Raw genomic sequence first — 17,339 nt, 5'->3', positions numbered from 1 at the left:
ATCCATTTCACCTTTATCACCTCACTTCATTCTGAACAATTCCATTGGAAATCAATATTTATGTTTGATGATTTTGATGTATTAAATTTAGACTTTGTGTTTTATTGAGGAGGTATTATTTATGTCCATATTCATAGAAAATCAAATTTTAACTGAAATATCTGTGGAAGAATCTGCTCTTGTGAGAGGGGGTGGAATAATCACTGCTGCTGCCTATTACACTGTTATAACTGCATTGAATCCTGCCTTAATAAATGATCCGAATGTAATTAATACAGTTTTCTTGTTCTTGATTAATGCACTACCTGCTCCTGAAAGTTTTTTCACCCCGTAACATATTTTCTTTTAATTTTAATATTAGGTGAAATGGATAATTCACCATCTTCACCTTTACTATTTAAGCAGTATTTAAACAAACTAGCCATTTTTATTAATTACAAACATATGCCAAAACATGAAATGAATAATCTATTTATTGAAATATCAAATGAGGAAGCTGCTGCTGTTAGCGGTGGCGATTTTCTCGCTGCCGCTACATACATCACACTTGCAAAGGCATTTGATATTTCTCCTGATTTAATAAAAAATACTGCACTTCTATTACTCATAAATAACTCCTTTATGACAAATTTTTTAACAGGTAGCCTTATGTCTGTACCAGGAGAGGAAATTATCTTATTTCGATATCCTCAAACTACCCATATGTCATCATTTCTTTCATCCCAAATATAAAATACAGCCCCTTAGATGTAGGTATAAAAATTAAATATTAAATTAACACTGTATCAACAAGGAGAATCAATATACAAATTCATCAATTATCGTTGCCAGATATTAAATCAATAAATGTCAGCATTGAAAGTTATGAAATTCTCTCATGTTTTACAACATAATCAAGAAGATTGTGGTGCTGCTTGTCTAGCTGCAATAGCCAAACATTACGGACGTAATTTTACTCTCAGCCGCATTCGTGAAGCTGTAGGTACAGGACAATTTGGTACAACTTTATTAGGACTAAAACGAGGAGCAGAAACACTAGGACTTAAGGCTCGTCCAGTTAAAACTTCTCCAGAGTTATTAAACCATATTGACAAAGCACCTTTACCTGCAATTATTCATTGGAAAGGTAATCATTGGGTTGTTTTATATGGAAAGAAAGGCAAAAAATATATCATTGCTGATCCGGCTGTGGGTATTCGTTATCTGTCACAAAAAGATTTAATCGAAGGGTGGACAGATTGGTTAATGTTGTTATTAGAGCCGAATCCAGAATTATTTTTTCAAGGTGAGGATGATAAAATTGCTGGTTTCGGGCGTTTCTTTCGGCGTATCTGGCATTTTCGGGGGATTTTAGCGCAAGCTTTACCCCTAAATTTACTATTAGGGATTTTATCTTTAGCGTCGCCTTTTTTATTACAAATTCTCACCGATGATATTTTAGTGCGTGGTGATACTAAGCTGCTCACTACAATGGCGATCGCAGTTATAGTGATGAATATTATTTCTAGTAGTTTATCGTGGGTGCAATCTAACTTAATTGCCCATTTTGCCCAAAGATTACAACTAGGTTTGGTATTAGATTTTTGTCGTCAAATTCTCCGATTACCTCTCAGTTACTACGAATCGCGACGCAGTGGAGAAATTGTCAGCCGTTTACGAGATATTAACCAAATTAACCAATTAGTTGCTCAAATTGTGATTAGTTTACCTAGTCGCGTTTTTATAGCCGCTATTTCTTTATGCTTCATGATTTTCTATAGCTGGAAGTTGACCGGTTTAGCAATGTTGATGTCAGGAATTATGAGTATATCGACAATTATCTTCCAGCCGACATTACAACAGAAAACTCGTGAGCTTTTAGTGAAAGATGCAGAAGCACAAGGTGTTTTGGTAGAGACTTTTAAAGGCGCGCTGACGCTCAAAACTACTACATCTGGCTCACAATTTTTAGATGAGTTACAAAATCGCTTCAGTCATCTGACTAACCTAACTTTACGCACAATTCAAATCGGCATTATCAATGGCACATTTTCTAATTTTGTTTCTAGTATCGGTAGTATTATCTTACTTTGGTATGGCGGTAACTTAGTAATTAACCCAGCAGAAAAACTGAGTATTGGACAGCTACTGGCTTTTAATTCCATGAACGGTAACTTTCTGGGATTAATTTCTACTGTCATCAGTTTCGTTGATGAATTTACTACTGCTAAAACAGCCGTTCAACGTTTAACAGAAGTTATTGATACTACACCAGAAAATGTGGGCGATGGTAAAAAGCCTTTTGCAAAATTACCAGGGAATACCGACATTATTTGTACAAATGTCAACTTTCACTATGCTGGGAGAGTTGATTTATTAGAAGATTTTACTTTAACAATTCCCGGCGGGAAAGTTACTGCTTTAATTGGCAAATCTGGCTGTGGTAAAAGCACTCTAGCGAAATTAATTGCTGGTTTATATTCTCTACAATCTGGTAACATTCGCATTGGTTTATATAATTTAGAAGACCTAGCTTTAGATTGTTTACGTCAACAGGTAGTTTTAGTTCCTCAAGACGCTCATTTTTGGAGCCGTTCTATTGTAGATAACTTTCGGTTAGGTACTCCATTTGTGAGTTTTGAACAAATTGTCAATGCTTGTCAAATTGCTGGTGCTGACGAATTTATTAGTAAATTACCTGATAAATATCAAACCATCTTAGGTGAATTTGGGGCGAATATTTCCGGTGGACAACGTCAACGTTTAGCAATAGCTAGAGCTATAGTTACAGACCCACCAATTTTAATTTTAGATGAATCAACTGGTGGACTTGATCCTGTAAGTGAGGCGCAAGTTTTAGAGCAATTATTAACTCATCGTCAAGGGAAAACCACAATTTTAATTAGTCATCGTCCGCGAGTAATTAACCGTGCTGATTGGATTGTTTTATTAGAACAGGGAAGGTTAAAGTTACAGGGTTCTTTAGAGGGGATTAGGGATTGGGGATCAGGTACTGGGGACTGGGAAAAAGATTTAATTCATTGGTTTCATGATTGATTAATTTAAAAATACCAGAATTTAGTTCGTAGTAAGGACTTTAGTCCTTTCTTGTACTAAAAATCCTCATTATTTACCATTTTCTATTTATTTCATGGTGAAATATGCTGTATATTCAAAATCAAAAAATCCTAACAGCAGATCCCAATGAAGAATTTTTACCTGCTGTTAGTACATGGACTTCTTTATTAGGATTATTGTTAATGATGACTGTAGGAAGTGCGATCGCACTTTCGGCTTGGATTAAATATGATGTCGTCGTCAGAACTGCTGCTACTATTCGTCCTGTAGGTGATGTGCGCTTAGTACAGCCGGAAATAGAGGGGACAATAGAGAGTGTATTGGTGACAGAAAATCAAATTGTGAAGCGGGGGGATGCAATCGCGCGTTTGGATACTCAGGAATTACAAATTAAACAAAGTCTCCTCCAAAGTAATATCCAACAGGGTAAATTACAACTTATCCAAATAGATGCCCAAATCAGCACTTTAGAAACGCAAATTATTGCTGAGACTAGATTAATTGAGCGCACAATTGCGGCTGCACAGGCTGATTTTAGTAAAAATCAAAGAGATTTTCAAGAAAAGCAAATTACTACCGAAAGTGAATATTTAGCAGCAACAGCTAACTTACAAAAAGCGAAAGCCAATTTACAAAAAGCCCAGGCTGATTTAAACTTTGCTGAAGTAGATCGCGATCGCTATCAACAATTAACAGAAATCGGTGCTATCGGTAGGCGAGAATACGAACAGAAAAAACTCGTCGTAGAACAGAGTAAATTTGTCCTCGCAGGCGAAAAACAAGCTGTGGAAATTGCTCAAACCCAATTACAATCAGCCAAAGCCGCAATTAATCCTAGCATGGCCACAGTAGCGATCGCATCTGAACGTATCGCCCAAGAACGTGCTAGAGGTGAGGCGAGTATTGCGACGCTAAATAAAGAACGACAATCTTTGCAACAGCGTCAGGTAGAAATTCAAGCCCAAATAACTCAATATGACAAAGAACTGCAACAAATCGCCAGACAATTACAAAGCAGCATCATTCGCGCCACCAGTGATGGTATAGTTCTCAAACTCAATTTACGTAACCCAGGCCAAGTAGTACGCGCTAGTGAAGCGATCGCAGAGATTGTACCCCAAAATACACCGTTAATTGTCAAAGCCATGATTCCCACCGCAGACATTAAAAAAGTTGCTGTAGGACAAAAAGTACAACTGCGAGTGAATGCTTGTCCCTACCCAGATTATGGCACTCTTCAAGGTCAAGTGCAGGCGATTTCCCCCGATAGCATCACACCACAACGCAACGATAATAACACTGTCACCCCCAGCGAGAGCTATTTTGAGGCGACAATTCAACCAGAAAGCCAAAAATTCGGTCACGAACAACAGCAATGTCAAATTCAATCAGGGATGAACGCTGAGGCTAATATTATTTCCCAACAAGAAACAGCATTACAATTCATCCTCAGAAAAGCTAGGTTAATTACTGACTTGTAATTAGGAGAAACTATTGACCCCCGAATTTTAGATTTTAAATTTTGGATTTTGGATTGAGGTTTTTTTGGTTTATACTGCCCCTTTTGAAGCCACTCTCGTGGTCTGTTTTCCTGACTTAAGAGAAGTAGCGTGGCGGAATAAATCTAAAATAATCGTTGTGCTATGTTCGCTACTGTGGTCGGGGTCAATCTAAAATCTAAAATCCAAAATCCAAAATTGTTTGACTATTCCCCGTTCCCTATAAACTATGACCCTTGTGAAATTTCTGCCATCTTATCAGAGAATTCAACAAGCATTGCAATGGTGGTCTTCCAGACAGTCAACAAAACTTTTTGTGGAAGCCGAGAAAATTCGGGATGATTTATTGCAAGAAACTTTTACAATCCGCCGCCATTTAGATGTACTAACATCAAATAATCTCAATTTATCCAACCACCAAACTCAGGATTATTTGAGACAAATTGATAACTTCCATCATTCTTTAGTACAATTAAGCAACCGTTTATTTCCCGAATCACTTCCAGATAGTTTTCCGCTAGCTATTGAGTGCTTAATAGAACCGTGGCTAGCTATTAATCCTCATTTATATTTCCATCTAGACTTGCCTGTTTACTGGCGACAAGAACAAGCATTTCATAGTTTGACAGTTTTATCAATCTTAGATGAACTATTGGCAATAAATCTGTCAAATATTATTACAAGTATTACAATTTATATTAGCTTGAAACAGCAAAAAAATCAGGGTCAATTAAAAATACAGATTAACTATCCTGATATTACTAGTTTTATGTGTCACACTAACTCAACAGAATTAAAATATCTTTGTGATACATTCCAATTTTTAACTTCCGGTAGATGTTTTTATCGTGCTAGTCATTGCCAAATTATTTGGCATTTATCTTGGTAATTATTGTCTCAGAAACTTTTACTTTGTACGTCTTTAGGTTATTGAATTAAGTGTTTTACCGATAGAATAATTTCACTAGATGCAGATAAAGTTAGTCGAACAAAACCGAGTACCAGCTTTGCTGTCAAGGAAATTTATCCCTCAAAATCAATACCAATATTCTTCAAGAGAGTGTTAATTATGCAACAACTATTAACTCAGAAAACACTCCTCAAAATTTTAGTCATTGATGACCATGAATCAGTTTTAAGTGGGACAGTAGCAGTATTAAAAAAACATTATGTTGATGCAGAAATTATCACTGTTATCAATGCTTTTTTAGCTCTAGAGCAAATCAGTATTTTACAACCAGATGTTGTGATTATGGACTTGTCACTTCCTAAAAATATAGGAACGACAGCAAAACCTGAAAACGGTGTACAACTACTCAGAACTTTGATGAAAAATTACCCTGAACTCAATATTGTTGTACAAAGTGCGCATATCAGAACATTAGTGAGAATTAAACCTGAAATTGATAGTCATAAAGGAGGTTTTACAGTTGCGGATAAAAGTCTAACTACTCAGGAAATGTTAACTAGAGTTGATTGGGCATTACAAGGACTAACCCATACAAAAGACATCAAAGGAATTCATACAGGATTAGAAATTAAGCCAGAGTGGTTACAGGTACTTAGTTTAGCATTTGATGAAGGTTTACAAGATAAAGCGATCGCTCAAAAAATGTGTATATCCGAAAGGATGGTTAGACATTACTGGAGTAAATTACAAGACGCTTTAGAACTGTATCCAGATCAGGGTAAAAACATCCGCATTCAGACAGAAATGAGGGCGAGGGATGAGGGGTTAATTGATTAGTTGGGGACTGGGAGATGAAAGAAGGTAGGGGGGCAGGGAGAAATGGGGAAAATTTTCTCCCCCTTGCACCCTGCACCCTGCACCAATTCCTCTTCCATGCCCAATGCCCAATTCCCTCTTTTATTAAAGGTTGGAGAATTAATTTATGCCGCCTGGATTTTGGAATGTTATTAAAGCAGAAATTGCTATGTGGCGTGTGGGTATATTACCAGGATGTGCAGTCATTGGACTAGTAATATTAGCGCGCTACATGGGTTTAATGCAATCTGTCGAGTGGCTAGCATTTGATAATTTTTTGCGGTTGCGTCCAGAAGAATCTATTGATGAGAGAATTGTGATTGTGGGTATTGATGAAGAAGATGTTCGTCATCATAATTACTATCAATCAGATGCTGTAATTTCTAACCATGATTTAGCTACTTTGTTATTAAAATTGCAGACATATCAACCTAGAGTTATCGGTTTAGATATTTATCAAAATCCACCAGTCAACACAAATCACGATAAACTAGCCGCAATTTTACAAAAATCACCCAACATTATCGCCATTGAAAAAGTTTTACCTGAACCAATTCCACCGCCACCAAAAATTCCGCCTGAACAAGTAGGATTTGCCGACCAAATTACAGATATTGATGGTAAATTAAGAAGAATTTTATTAGGGACACCCACACTCCAAGGTTACAAGTTATCTTTATCAATTAGATTATCAGCCGCTTATTTAGCCCGTAACCATATTGTCTTAGAAAATGGCAGACGCGATCGCGCGGCTATGCGATTTGGCAAAACTGAACTACCCCGCTTTCTCCCCAACTCTGGGGGATATATCCACACCGATGCAGGCGGAGTCCAGGTTTTACTCAATTTTCGCAGTGGTCACGCCCGATTTCGGACTGTTTCTAGCAGTGATATCAAACGTGGTAAAGTAAACCCAACATGGTTACGCGATCGCATCATTATCATTGGTATCACTGCACCTAGCCGCAAAGATTTTTTTACTACTACTGCTATTCCATCCAACCAAATCAGTAAAGGGCGAATTTATGGTGTAGAAGTCCAAGCCCATGCTACCAGTCAAATTATTAGTGCTGTCCTCAATGAAAGACCTTTATTAAATACATGGAATGACCAATGGGAATATTTCTGGATTTTCGTTTGGGGTGTGTGCGGAATTGCCATTGCTAGACTAACTAAATCACCCTTAAATAACTTAATTATCGTTGTTTTAGCGAGTGTTAGTTTAGGATTAATTTGTTATTTCAGTTTGATTTTTGGTTGGTGGATTCCGTTCATTCCTGCCATTTTAGTCTTGATTGTGAATGGTATGGAACTCACAGCTTTATACCAATATGACCAAGCTTTACGTTCCGGTATCAAAATCCGCCAAGCGATTATAGAAAGCACCTTTGAAACTATTCATAATGGCCCCTTGCAAAGTTTAGCGAAAGTTCTACAACTGCTACGTGGTCAAGATGAATCTAACCAAGAAATTATTCCAGTCATAGCAGAAGAACTAGAGAAATTAAATTATGAATTAAGGGGAATCTATGAATATTTACAGCAAGAATCCCTAGACCAAGATACGAGTCTTTATTTAGGCAATGACCTAGTATTAAACTTACAAGAACCCCTGCATGACCTACTCTATCAAGTGTATACCTATACTTTAGAAAGGGATTTTCCTGGTTTTAAGAATATTAGAATCAAAATTCGGACTTTTGAACCCATAGACGAAAGATTTTTAACTATTGAACACAAGCGAGGAATTTGCAGATTTTTAGAAGAAGCCTTATGTAACGTTGGTAAACACGCCACAGGTGCAACCCGCCTACAAGTTACTTGCACAATATCTGAAGGTTACTACACCCTGAGCGTCATTGATAATGGTTTAGGATGTACCGCTAGTAAAGCCGGAAGAGGAACGCAACAGTTTATAAATCTAGCCAAACAACTACAAGGAAAATTCGAGCGATCGCCCCTTTGTCCACATGGTACTATTTGTCAATTATCTTGGCCGATGAATAGATGATGGGCATGGGGCATGGGGCATGGGATAGGGAATTAGGGCTTGCTGAAAATTGCTGCTAAGTCTTGTGGGGTGGGCATCTTGCCCGCCCTGGCTATGCGATTTCCATCTTTAACAGCTTACCAAGTTATTGAATGAGTTCCGTCCCCGTGGAGGGTAATAAATGGAAAACCGCCCGTCTTTGTCCGACCCTTCAAAGTTTCCGTCCCCTTGCGGGGAAAGGGTGGTGTTTAACGGTAAGACAACCTTTGCAACTCAACTCGCATACAACGCAGCGTTTCCGTCCCCTTGCGGGGAAAGGGTGGTGTTTAACAAGTCGTCAAGATTACGGGGTAAATGTCATACCCTGTTGTTTCCGTCCCCTTGCGGGGAAAGGGTGGTGTTTAACCTAGCACAGATTTCTCATATGCCTGAAGCTGAGAAGATAATGAAAGCTATCATGTTTCCGTCCCCTTGCGGGGAAAGGGTGGTGTTTAACCTCTGCTACTTCGTCGGGCGATCGCCCAGTTGATAACTTAGCAAGTTTCCGTCCCCTTGCGGGGAAAGGGTGGTGTTTAACATTTTTCTCTGCTGGGAACCCTTGACAGACAAATAAAGGAAGTTTCCGTCCCCTTGCGGGGAAAGGGTGGTGTTTAACGCCTGTGCGATCATAGGGATAACCGATTTTCCTTACAAGTAGTTTCCGTCCCCTTGCGGGGAAAGGGTGGTGTTTAACCCATCCACTACACTAATAACCTCAGGTTGTCTTCTGAGTACATTCAGAGTTTCCGTCCCCTTGCGGGGAAAGGGTGGTGTTTAACCGTTAACTTGTTGTGTGCTTGAAGACCACGGTTTCGGAGTTTCCGTCCCCTTGCGGGGAAAGGGTGGTGTTTAACGGAAAACTATTGTATGACTGCTACAAAAGATATGAGGTTTCCGTCCCCTTGCGGGGAAAGGGTGGTGTTTAACTCATTTACATACCAAATTAAGTCATCTACTTTTTGAAAACTATAGTTTCCGTCCCCTTGCGGGGAAAGGGTGGTGTTTAACAACTATGGTAGAGACAACACACTAGACCCCATAGGTTTCCGTCCCCTTGCGGGGAAAGGGTGGTGTTTAACCTTTCCAAAGTTTTTGTAAAACAAGAGATGATATGTGTTTCCGTCCCCTTGCGGGGAAAGGGTGGTGTTTAACACGTTAGCCGAACCGTTGGTGTCCAATAGTAAAGCCAACGCCTGTTTCCGTCCCCTTGCGGGGAAAGGGTGGTGTTTAACCTGAATAGCCTGTTCAGCTACCTCTCCTAATCTTAAAGATAGTGCTGTAGTTTCCGTCCCCTTGCGGGGAAAGGGTGGTGTTTAACCTACTTTTAATTCTATTTGTACATTTTTGTATTTAAGGTTTCCGTCCCCTTGCGGGGAAAGGGTGGTGTTTAACTTAGATTTTGTCTAGGTTTACTTATTCAAATTTCCCTTGATACTGGTTTCCGTCCCCTTGCGGGGAAAGGGTGGTGTTTAACCTATATATGAATATTTTTGAACAAGAGACCGTTATCAAGTTTCCGTCCCCTTGCGGGGAAAGGGTGGTGTTTAACAGAACTCTAGGGGATTATTGTCTATTTTTCTTTTAAGGGTTGTTTCCGTCCCCTTGCGGGGAAAGGGTGGTGTTTAACTGACCTATGTTTACAGCAGGCGATAAAGTAATCTTAGACGGTAAGTTTCCGTCCCCTTGCGGGGAAAGGGTGGTGTTTAACTACCCTAAAATCTCTGAAGTTTGATGATGATCGGGCTAGTGCCGTTTCCGTCCCCTTGCGGGGAAAGGGTGGTGTTTAACCCTAGTAACTACATCCAAGCATGGAAGAACGATACTCAGTTTCCGTCCCCTTGCGGGGAAAGGGTGGTGTTTAACTTCCCCAAGATTCTTATAACGTACCTAATGGCCACAAGTGCTTTGATGGTTTCCGTCCCCTTGCGGGGAAAGGGTGGTGTTTAACCCTACCCTGTGGAAACTATTGATATATTTAGTTTTCAAGGTTCGGTTGCGCCGGAGTACGGAAAACGGCGATGTATCAAAAAAATAATTACTGAATTGCAGATAATTTTTTCTCAAAAATTAGCAACATGGACAATCTAACGGAAAAATGCTAAGGAGTCAAGACTAAAAACCTATATTAGCTGCTAATTTTTGCAAATTACTCTTAAAATCTTGTAATAACTTGCAGCGATAAATTTCAATTCAACTTTACATTGCGTAACATACTCCCAAAAGCTTATCAATAAGCTATTTTCAAAATTGACAGCACACCAAAAAACAACAGTTTTCGTTACAAAAACAAACAATTCACCTTGAGCCAAACCCTATTGTTATAGGAAAAAGTTAGGTTCAAAACCGTACTTTGTTCAAAATCCCTTGTTTCCCTTGGCGTAGCCTTTTATAGAGCTGACTTTTCATGTTATGTGGAAAAGTTAACGTAAAACCTAACCCCTAACCCCCTTCCCTAATAGGGAAAGGGGAAAATTAAAGCCTCTCTCCTTGTAGGAGGGGTTTTCCAGATCCCGTGAAAAGTCAGCTTGTAGAGAAGGTATTTAGAATACCCAACGCCAGTTATTTCAAGTCGGGAAACCCTTTCGGGTGTCCGTCTTTAATTTTGAATTTTGAATTTTGAATTTTGAATTGATTTATCTCGGTGTCTCATGAGTTCACATACTTCGCGCTCTGGCAAAATTTTAGTAGTCGATGACTCTCCTGATAATGTGTTTCTCATTAAAACCATTTTGGAGGAAGAAGGCTATACCATCGCTACAGCAGAAAACGGTTATTCCGCACTAGCACAACTGCAAGCATCTCCTTGTGACTTGGTACTGCTAGATTTAATGATGCCAGGAATAGATGGTTATGAAGTCACTAGGCGCATTCGTGGGGAAATGCAATTACAGCAATATATCCCCATACTCTTAATTACCGCCCATGATGCACCGAATGTAGCCCAAGGATTAGATTTGGGTGCTGATGATTTTATCCGCAAACCTGTGACGGTGGATGAATTATTAGCCAGAGTGCGATCGCTGTTACGGTTAAAGCATAGTATGGATGAACGGGATGAAATCGCCCGTCAGCGAGAGGATTTTGTCTCTCGTCTCACCCATGATTTACGCACTCCCCTAGTAGCAGCTGACAGAATGTTGACGCTATTTGAACAAGGCGCGCTTGGTACATTATCACCACAAATGCAAGAAGCGATTGTCATTATGGGGCGTAGCAATAGTAATTTGCTATCGATGGTGAATACTTTATTAGAAGTTTATCGCTTTGAAGCTGGGCGAAAAACCTTGGCGTTTCAACCAGTGAAATTAAGTCAATTACTCCAAGAAGTAGCGGGGGAACTCACAACTCTAGCCCAAGCCAAAAATTTAAGCATCCATCTAGAGTTTGATGATACAGAAAATTCTACCACCGTGACAGGCGATCGCTTGGAATTACATCGTCTATTTACCAACCTCATCGGTAACGCCATCAAGTTTACTGAGTCTGGTTCAGTGACTATCCGCCTGAAATCTTCTCCCTATGACAGTAAATATATAAATATAGAGATAGCAGACACCGGAAGGGGAATTTCACCCACAGAACAAGCCACACTCTTTGAAAGATTCCGCCAAGGTAGTCACAAAATTTCCGGTAGTGGTTTGGGGTTATATCTTTCCCGGCGCATCGTCGAAGCCCATCACGGTAATATAGTTGTCAATTCTGAATTAGGAAAAGGTAGTGTGTTTATTGTCTCTTTAGCGAAGGGATGAGTGATGAAGTGATGAGTGCTGTTAGCGGTAGCGCGGCGTTTAGCCGATGATGAGTGCTGAGTAAGAAAAATTATACTCAAAACCTAAAATTCAAAGCCCAAAACTCACAAACTCACAACTCAAAACTCACAACTCAGCACTTTCCACTCAGCACTAAATAAAATTATCTGTGAGGAAACAATGATTACAGTTGCAAAATCTAACATTCCAGAAATTTTACAAAAACAGAGAAATTTCTTCCAAACTGGTAAAACTAAAGATATCGATTTTCGCCTAGAACAATTAAAAAAGCTCAAGGAATTAGTTACCAATGAGCAACCATTAATTATCAAGGCTTTAAAAGCCGATTTACACAAACCAGAGTTTGAAGTCTACGCTACAGAAATTAGTGCAGTTAAAGAAATTAGCTATGCTATCAAACATCTCAAAAGTTGGGCTAAACCTAAAAAGGCAGATGTACCTTCGGAATTTTTTCCTTACTCCGCTAAAATCTATCCAGAACCCCTGGGAAATCTGTTAATTATCGGCCCTTGGAACTATCCTTTTCAATTAGTTATTTCTCCCTTAGTAGGTGCGATCGCGGCTGGTAATTGTGCTATTGTTAAACCTTCAGAACTTGCGCCGCACACATCTAATTTATTAGCGCAATTAGTTAGTAAATATTTTCCCCCAGAGTTTATCACCATAGTAGAAGGTGGTGTAGAAACTAGTCAGGAATTACTCCAAGAAAAGTTTGATCACATCTTATTTACTGGCGGTACAGCCATCGGTAAAATTGTCATGGCAGCAGCCGCAAAACATCTTACTCCGGTGACTTTAGAATTAGGTGGCAAAAGTCCCTGCATTGTCGATACTGAAATTAATCTTGAATATACAGCCAAAAGAATTGTTTGGGGTAAATTTCTCAATTGTGGACAGACTTGTATTGCTCCTGATTATCTGTTAGTAAATCGCCAAATCAAGCAGGATTTAATTGCAGCTTTGCAAAAAAACATCAAAGAATTTTATGGCGATCGCCCAGAAAACAGTCCCGATTATGGCAGAATTATTAACAAAAGACATTTTGAACGATTGACGCAGTTACTCAATCACGGTGAAATCATCCTGGGTGGTGATACCAATCCTGAGCAATTATATATCTCACCCACATTAATTGATCATGTCTCTCTGGATGCTCCTGTGATGCAAGAGGAGATATTTGGGCCGATTTTACCCATCTTAGAATACACAGACATTACAGAAGCGATCGCTCTCATCAATTCTCGACCAAAACCCCTGGCTTTATACCTATTTTCCCAAAACAAGCAATTGCAAACACGCATTTTGCAGGAAACCTCATCCGGTGGTGTCTGTCTAAATGACACCATTATGCAAGTCGGTGTTTCATCATTACCCTTTGGTGGTGTTGGTGATAGTGGTATTGGTAGTTATCACGGTAAAACCAGTTTCGACACTTTCTCACATTACAAAAGTGTTTTAAAAAATTCCTTCTGGTTAGACTTAAACTGGCGATACGCACCATACAAAGATAAATTATCTTTACTCAAGCGAATTATTAAGTAGTCGGTGCGTTAGTTAGAGAAATTTAGGTTTAACCTAACCCCCTAACCCCCTTCCCTTGTAGGGAAGGGGGAATTTTTTCAGGTTACTATCGGTGCGTTTATCGCTTCCACAAAATCTATAACTTCTCCCCACACCCCTAATATTGCTTAGAACATCATAAGCAACAAAATATTGCTTTTACTTGATTTGCGATCGCTAACCACGATACAATCCAATACTTTTCGGTTAAGCCCTAATCCTGTCAAAATTGGAGCAGGTTACACGCTTAAAACCATGATAACTTCGTGAGTAAAAGTCACTCCCAATTCCTTAACCGAGAGGTATTGCGATACAACCTTAAACGCATAACACATTATTATTTTTAGCCTTTTACAGTCATGCGTTATCAAAAACAACTCTTAGGATTCATTAGGAACTTCCAGAAAATAAATTATCCAATTTCTCTGTTTCAAAACAACCATCTTTCCCCCTGCTCCCTTGCCTTCAAAGTGATAGTATATTGTTTTAATTGGAAGTCCCTTAATGATTGGTGATGGCGTTCGACGAAATCTCCTAAACCTCTGTAACCTACACAACCACTCATTGTTACTATAGTCACCAACACCAGTACCAGCCATAATGGGTGCCTTTGTCCTTGCTTTGTCCGAAAATCCCTGACGAGCTTCAGTTGCGTGCTTAAGCGGGGATCAAGCCAGATTTTGCACTCAGCACAAAGACCTCAATCCCCAATCCCCTTTTATTACGGAATCTTCTATAATCGAGGGAATAACTAATCAGGTAGAAATCAATTTAGTCAGGAAAGTGCTTTTATCTCCTGTCTTTTACCTGTTTGTCATAGCATTTACCAGATTTACCATATCAATCGCGAAAATTAGATCCCTGAATTCTTGAGGAAATCGGGGAGATATTTTAGTCAAGTCCATTTGTCACGCAGCCGCACTTATCAGAACATGATCTGCTGCTTAAATCCAGACTGTCCAAACCCTCAGAACTCTGATGGTAAAAAGTCATGCCAAAGTTGTGGTACTCCCTTAGTACCATTGTTAAGAAATCGCTTTCGTGTGATCCGAATGTTGTCGGATGAAGGCGGTTTTGGTAGAACTTATCTATCAGAAGATACTGATAAATTGAATGAACATTGTGTCATCAAACAATTAGCACCAAAGTTTCAAGGAACTTGGTCACAAAAAAAGGCGGTAGAATTATTTGCCCAAGAAGCCAAACGTTTACAAGAATTAGGGGAACATCCCCAAATTCCGACGCTGTTGGCTTATTTTGAACAAGATAACTGTTTGTATTTAGTGCAGCAGTTTATCAATGGACAGAATTTGTTAAAGGAATTAAAGCAACGCAAAAGCTATAGACCAGGTGAAATTCAAGCGATTTTACTTGATATCATACCTGTGCTGAAATTTATTCACGATCGCGGTGTTATTCACCGTGATATTAAACCAGAAAATATTATCCGTTGTCGCAGTGACGGACGATTAAATTTGATTGATTTTGGTTCTTCCAAACAGTTAACGGCGAAGGTACAGAATTTCGGCACATCAATCGGTTCACATGGTTACTCACCCCTAGAACAAATTCGCGATGGGAAGGCTTATGCTGCCAGTGATTTGTTTGCTTTAGGGGCTACTTGTTTTCATTTATTAACTGGAGTTTCGCCGTTCCAATTGTGGATGGAACACGGCTATGGTTGGGTAACACATTGGCGACAATATTTGCACCGTCCCCTCAGTCCAGATTTAGATTTTGTGTTGGACAAGCTGTTGCAAAAAGACCTCAAAGACCGTTACCAAACAGCCGATGAAGTCCTCAAAGATATTACACCCAAAGAACCCCTTGCCCTGCCTGCTGCCGGACAATCTTCAGGAAAAATTCCCAGCACTCAAGTACATAAAACACCAACACCGCGTTTATCAATTTTGTCTGGGTTAGTTCGCATTGGGGTTTTAGTATCCGCTTTTATTTTGCTATTTGGGTTTAGTGAGTCTTGGTATTACCAATATCGCCGCATTTATAGCAGTTTATCTGCAAAACTCATGCCCCACCAGCAAAATTCTCCATCGGGGGAAGCGTTTTTAGTGCAGCCACAAAAGCCGATTTCGCAAGAAGTGGTGTTAGCTAATACCCTCCCAGCACATAAAAATTCAGTGTCTTCAGTTGCGGTGAGTCCCGATGGTAAAATCATTGCTAGTAGTGGAGGCGATCGCACGATTAAACTGTGGAATCTGACAACAGGTGCAGAAATCGCTACCCTCAAAGGACATTCAGCTACAGTCAATGCAGTTGTAATCAGTCCTGATGGTAAAACTTTAGTCAGTGGTAGTGACGACAACACCATCAGAGTTTGGAATCTGAAAACCCATCAGATGAGCAAAGCCATAGCAGCCCATAGCGATGCTATTCACGCCTTAGCTATCAGTCCCGATGGTAGAACTTTGGTAAGCGGGAGTGACGACAAAACGATCAAAGTTTGGAATTTAAACAGTGGTAGATTAATCACTACACTCAGAGGTCATAGATTTTGGGTGAGATCAGTAGCGATTAGTGCCGATGGTGAGACTATTGCTAGCGGTAGTTTTGATAAAACCATTAAAGTCTGGAATTTAGCTGAGGAATCGCTGATTCGCACCTTTGGCGGCAAAGGTGAAACAGTCACAGCGATCGCCTTTAGTCCTGATGGTAAAATTCTTGCTAGTGCTAGCCGCGATCGCACAATTAAATTGTGGAATTTACAAGCTGGTACAAGACTCCGCACCCTCAAAGGCAGTACAGAAACAGTCACAGCAGTTGCCTTTAGTCCTGATGGTAAAATTCTCGCTAGTGCTGGACGTGACCAAACTATCAAACTCTGGAACTTAGAAACCGGCGATGAAATTAGTACGCTGGAAGGACATGAAAACACGGTGACATCGGTAGCTTTTACACCAGATGGTCAAAGTTTAGTCAGTGGTAGTGAAGATAATACTATTAGGATTTGGCGAGTTAATCAGTAGGGATTGGGGATTGGGGATTGGGTAAGATTTTTGGTCTAATTTGGGTTAATTAGTAAAGATTTATCTCAGGTTGATGGTTGGTGTGATTAACTGCTTTAGGTCATCTGTTATACTCTCTGGCAAGAGTGCAGAACCATGACAATTTCATAAAAATGTTTCCCAATAGCAGCGATGAGTGTTTGTTTTAACAACTCATACGCAAATTTTTAGCGGTGGTAGGGCGATCGCTCAAACTCTGATTCTTTCGTTGACCCCCGCGAATCGCTTACTAGGCAAAGGTTTGAGTAGGGTATATAGATGCTTTATTGTCAATAATTTATGATTATTGACAGGTAAATTAGACCCCCCGCTAAAATGACTATCTCAAACCCTGTCACAGTCACGATTCTAAAAGGGTAGGGTTTTCCATTTATTCCCCTTCACGGGGACGGAAACGAAATTATCTTTTGTTAATTCGTCAGCCGCCTTATCGGTTTTCCATTTATTCCCCTTCACGGGGACGGAAACCTTTCAGTTTTTTTCGTTAGCAAAAAGAGAACCAACGTTTTCCATTTATTCCCCTTCACGGGGACGGAAACTTTGCAAAATCAACTCTAATGCTTTAGTGGTGCCAAGAGGTTTTCTATTTGATTCCCCTTCACGGGGACGGAAACCCTTTATAAAGCGACACCGTAA

General features: G+C 39.7%; 11 protein-coding genes and 2 CRISPR repeat arrays (1 of these 13 cut by a window edge). Of the genes, 10 read left to right on the top strand and 1 reads right to left on the bottom strand.

Annotation, left to right across the window (positions count from 1 at the left end; genetic code table 11):
• Positions 1 to 121: 121 nt before the first annotated feature.
• The 9 genes from CLI64_RS27895 (at position 122) to CLI64_RS27855 (ending at position 13,662) form a co-directional block, all read left to right on the top strand.
• Positions 122 to 334 (top strand): hypothetical protein, encoded by a 213-nt coding sequence (locus CLI64_RS27895; RefSeq protein ID WP_103140253.1) that lies wholly within the window; start codon positions 122 to 124, stop codon positions 332 to 334.
• A 32-nt stretch (positions 335 to 366) separates the two neighbouring features.
• Entirely contained in the window at positions 367 to 732 is a 366-nt protein-coding gene (locus CLI64_RS27890) for a hypothetical protein (protein WP_103140252.1), read from the top strand.
• A gap of 132 nt (positions 733 to 864) precedes the next feature.
• Entirely contained in the window at positions 865 to 3,036 is a 2,172-nt protein-coding gene (locus CLI64_RS27885) for a peptidase domain-containing ABC transporter (protein ID WP_103140251.1), read from the top strand.
• Positions 3,037 to 3,140: 104 nt separating this feature from the next.
• On the top strand, positions 3,141 to 4,538 hold the full coding sequence (locus CLI64_RS27880) for an HlyD family efflux transporter periplasmic adaptor subunit (RefSeq protein ID WP_103140250.1): 1,398 nt from the start codon (positions 3,141 to 3,143) through the stop codon (positions 4,536 to 4,538).
• 247 nt (positions 4,539 to 4,785) lie between these two features.
• Positions 4,786 to 5,445, top strand: a complete 660-nt coding sequence (locus CLI64_RS27875; RefSeq protein ID WP_103140249.1) for a hypothetical protein — start codon at positions 4,786 to 4,788, stop codon at positions 5,443 to 5,445.
• A 180-nt stretch (positions 5,446 to 5,625) separates the two neighbouring features.
• Positions 5,626 to 6,303: a response regulator gene (locus CLI64_RS27870; RefSeq protein ID WP_103140248.1), complete on the top strand. Its 678-nt coding sequence runs from the start codon at positions 5,626 to 5,628 to the stop codon at positions 6,301 to 6,303.
• Positions 6,304 to 6,448: 145 nt separating this feature from the next.
• Entirely contained in the window at positions 6,449 to 8,332 is a 1,884-nt protein-coding gene (locus CLI64_RS27865) for a CHASE2 domain-containing protein (protein ID WP_103140247.1), read from the top strand.
• A gap of 195 nt (positions 8,333 to 8,527) precedes the next feature.
• A CRISPR array of direct repeats spans positions 8,528 to 10,298; the repeat unit is 37 nt; unit sequence GTTTCCGTCCCCTTGCGGGGAAAGGGTGGTGTTTAAC.
• Positions 10,299 to 10,998: 700 nt separating this feature from the next.
• On the top strand, positions 10,999 to 12,099 hold the full coding sequence (locus CLI64_RS27860; RefSeq protein ID WP_103140246.1) for a hybrid sensor histidine kinase/response regulator: 1,101 nt from the start codon (positions 10,999 to 11,001) through the stop codon (positions 12,097 to 12,099).
• A 180-nt stretch (positions 12,100 to 12,279) separates the two neighbouring features.
• Positions 12,280 to 13,662 (top strand): aldehyde dehydrogenase, encoded by a 1,383-nt coding sequence (locus tag CLI64_RS27855; RefSeq protein ID WP_264082473.1) that lies wholly within the window; start codon positions 12,280 to 12,282, stop codon positions 13,660 to 13,662.
• A gap of 448 nt (positions 13,663 to 14,110) precedes the next feature.
• Here the strand turns inward: CLI64_RS27855 and CLI64_RS32235 are convergent, their stop codons facing one another.
• Entirely contained in the window at positions 14,111 to 14,269 is a 159-nt protein-coding gene (locus tag CLI64_RS32235) for a hypothetical protein (RefSeq protein WP_374703983.1), read from the bottom strand.
• A 343-nt stretch (positions 14,270 to 14,612) separates the two neighbouring features.
• Here CLI64_RS32235 and CLI64_RS27845 point away from each other — a divergent pair, with 343 nt between their 5' ends.
• Positions 14,613 to 16,664, top strand: coding sequence for a serine/threonine-protein kinase (locus CLI64_RS27845; protein ID WP_103140243.1), 2,052 nt, complete (start codon positions 14,613 to 14,615; stop codon positions 16,662 to 16,664).
• Between the two features lie 400 nt (positions 16,665 to 17,064).
• A CRISPR array of direct repeats spans positions 17,065 to 17,339; the repeat unit is 35 nt; unit sequence GTTTTCCATTTATTCCCCTTCACGGGGACGGAAAC; it runs 197 nt beyond the window's last position.

The sequence above is a fragment of the Nostoc sp. CENA543 genome (assembly GCF_002896875.1).
In the GTDB taxonomy this organism is placed as follows: Bacteria; Cyanobacteriota; Cyanobacteriia; order Cyanobacteriales; family Nostocaceae; genus Trichormus.
The sequence above is the reverse complement of the archived record's forward strand: the minus strand, read 5'-3'. Positions and strand labels throughout refer to the sequence as shown.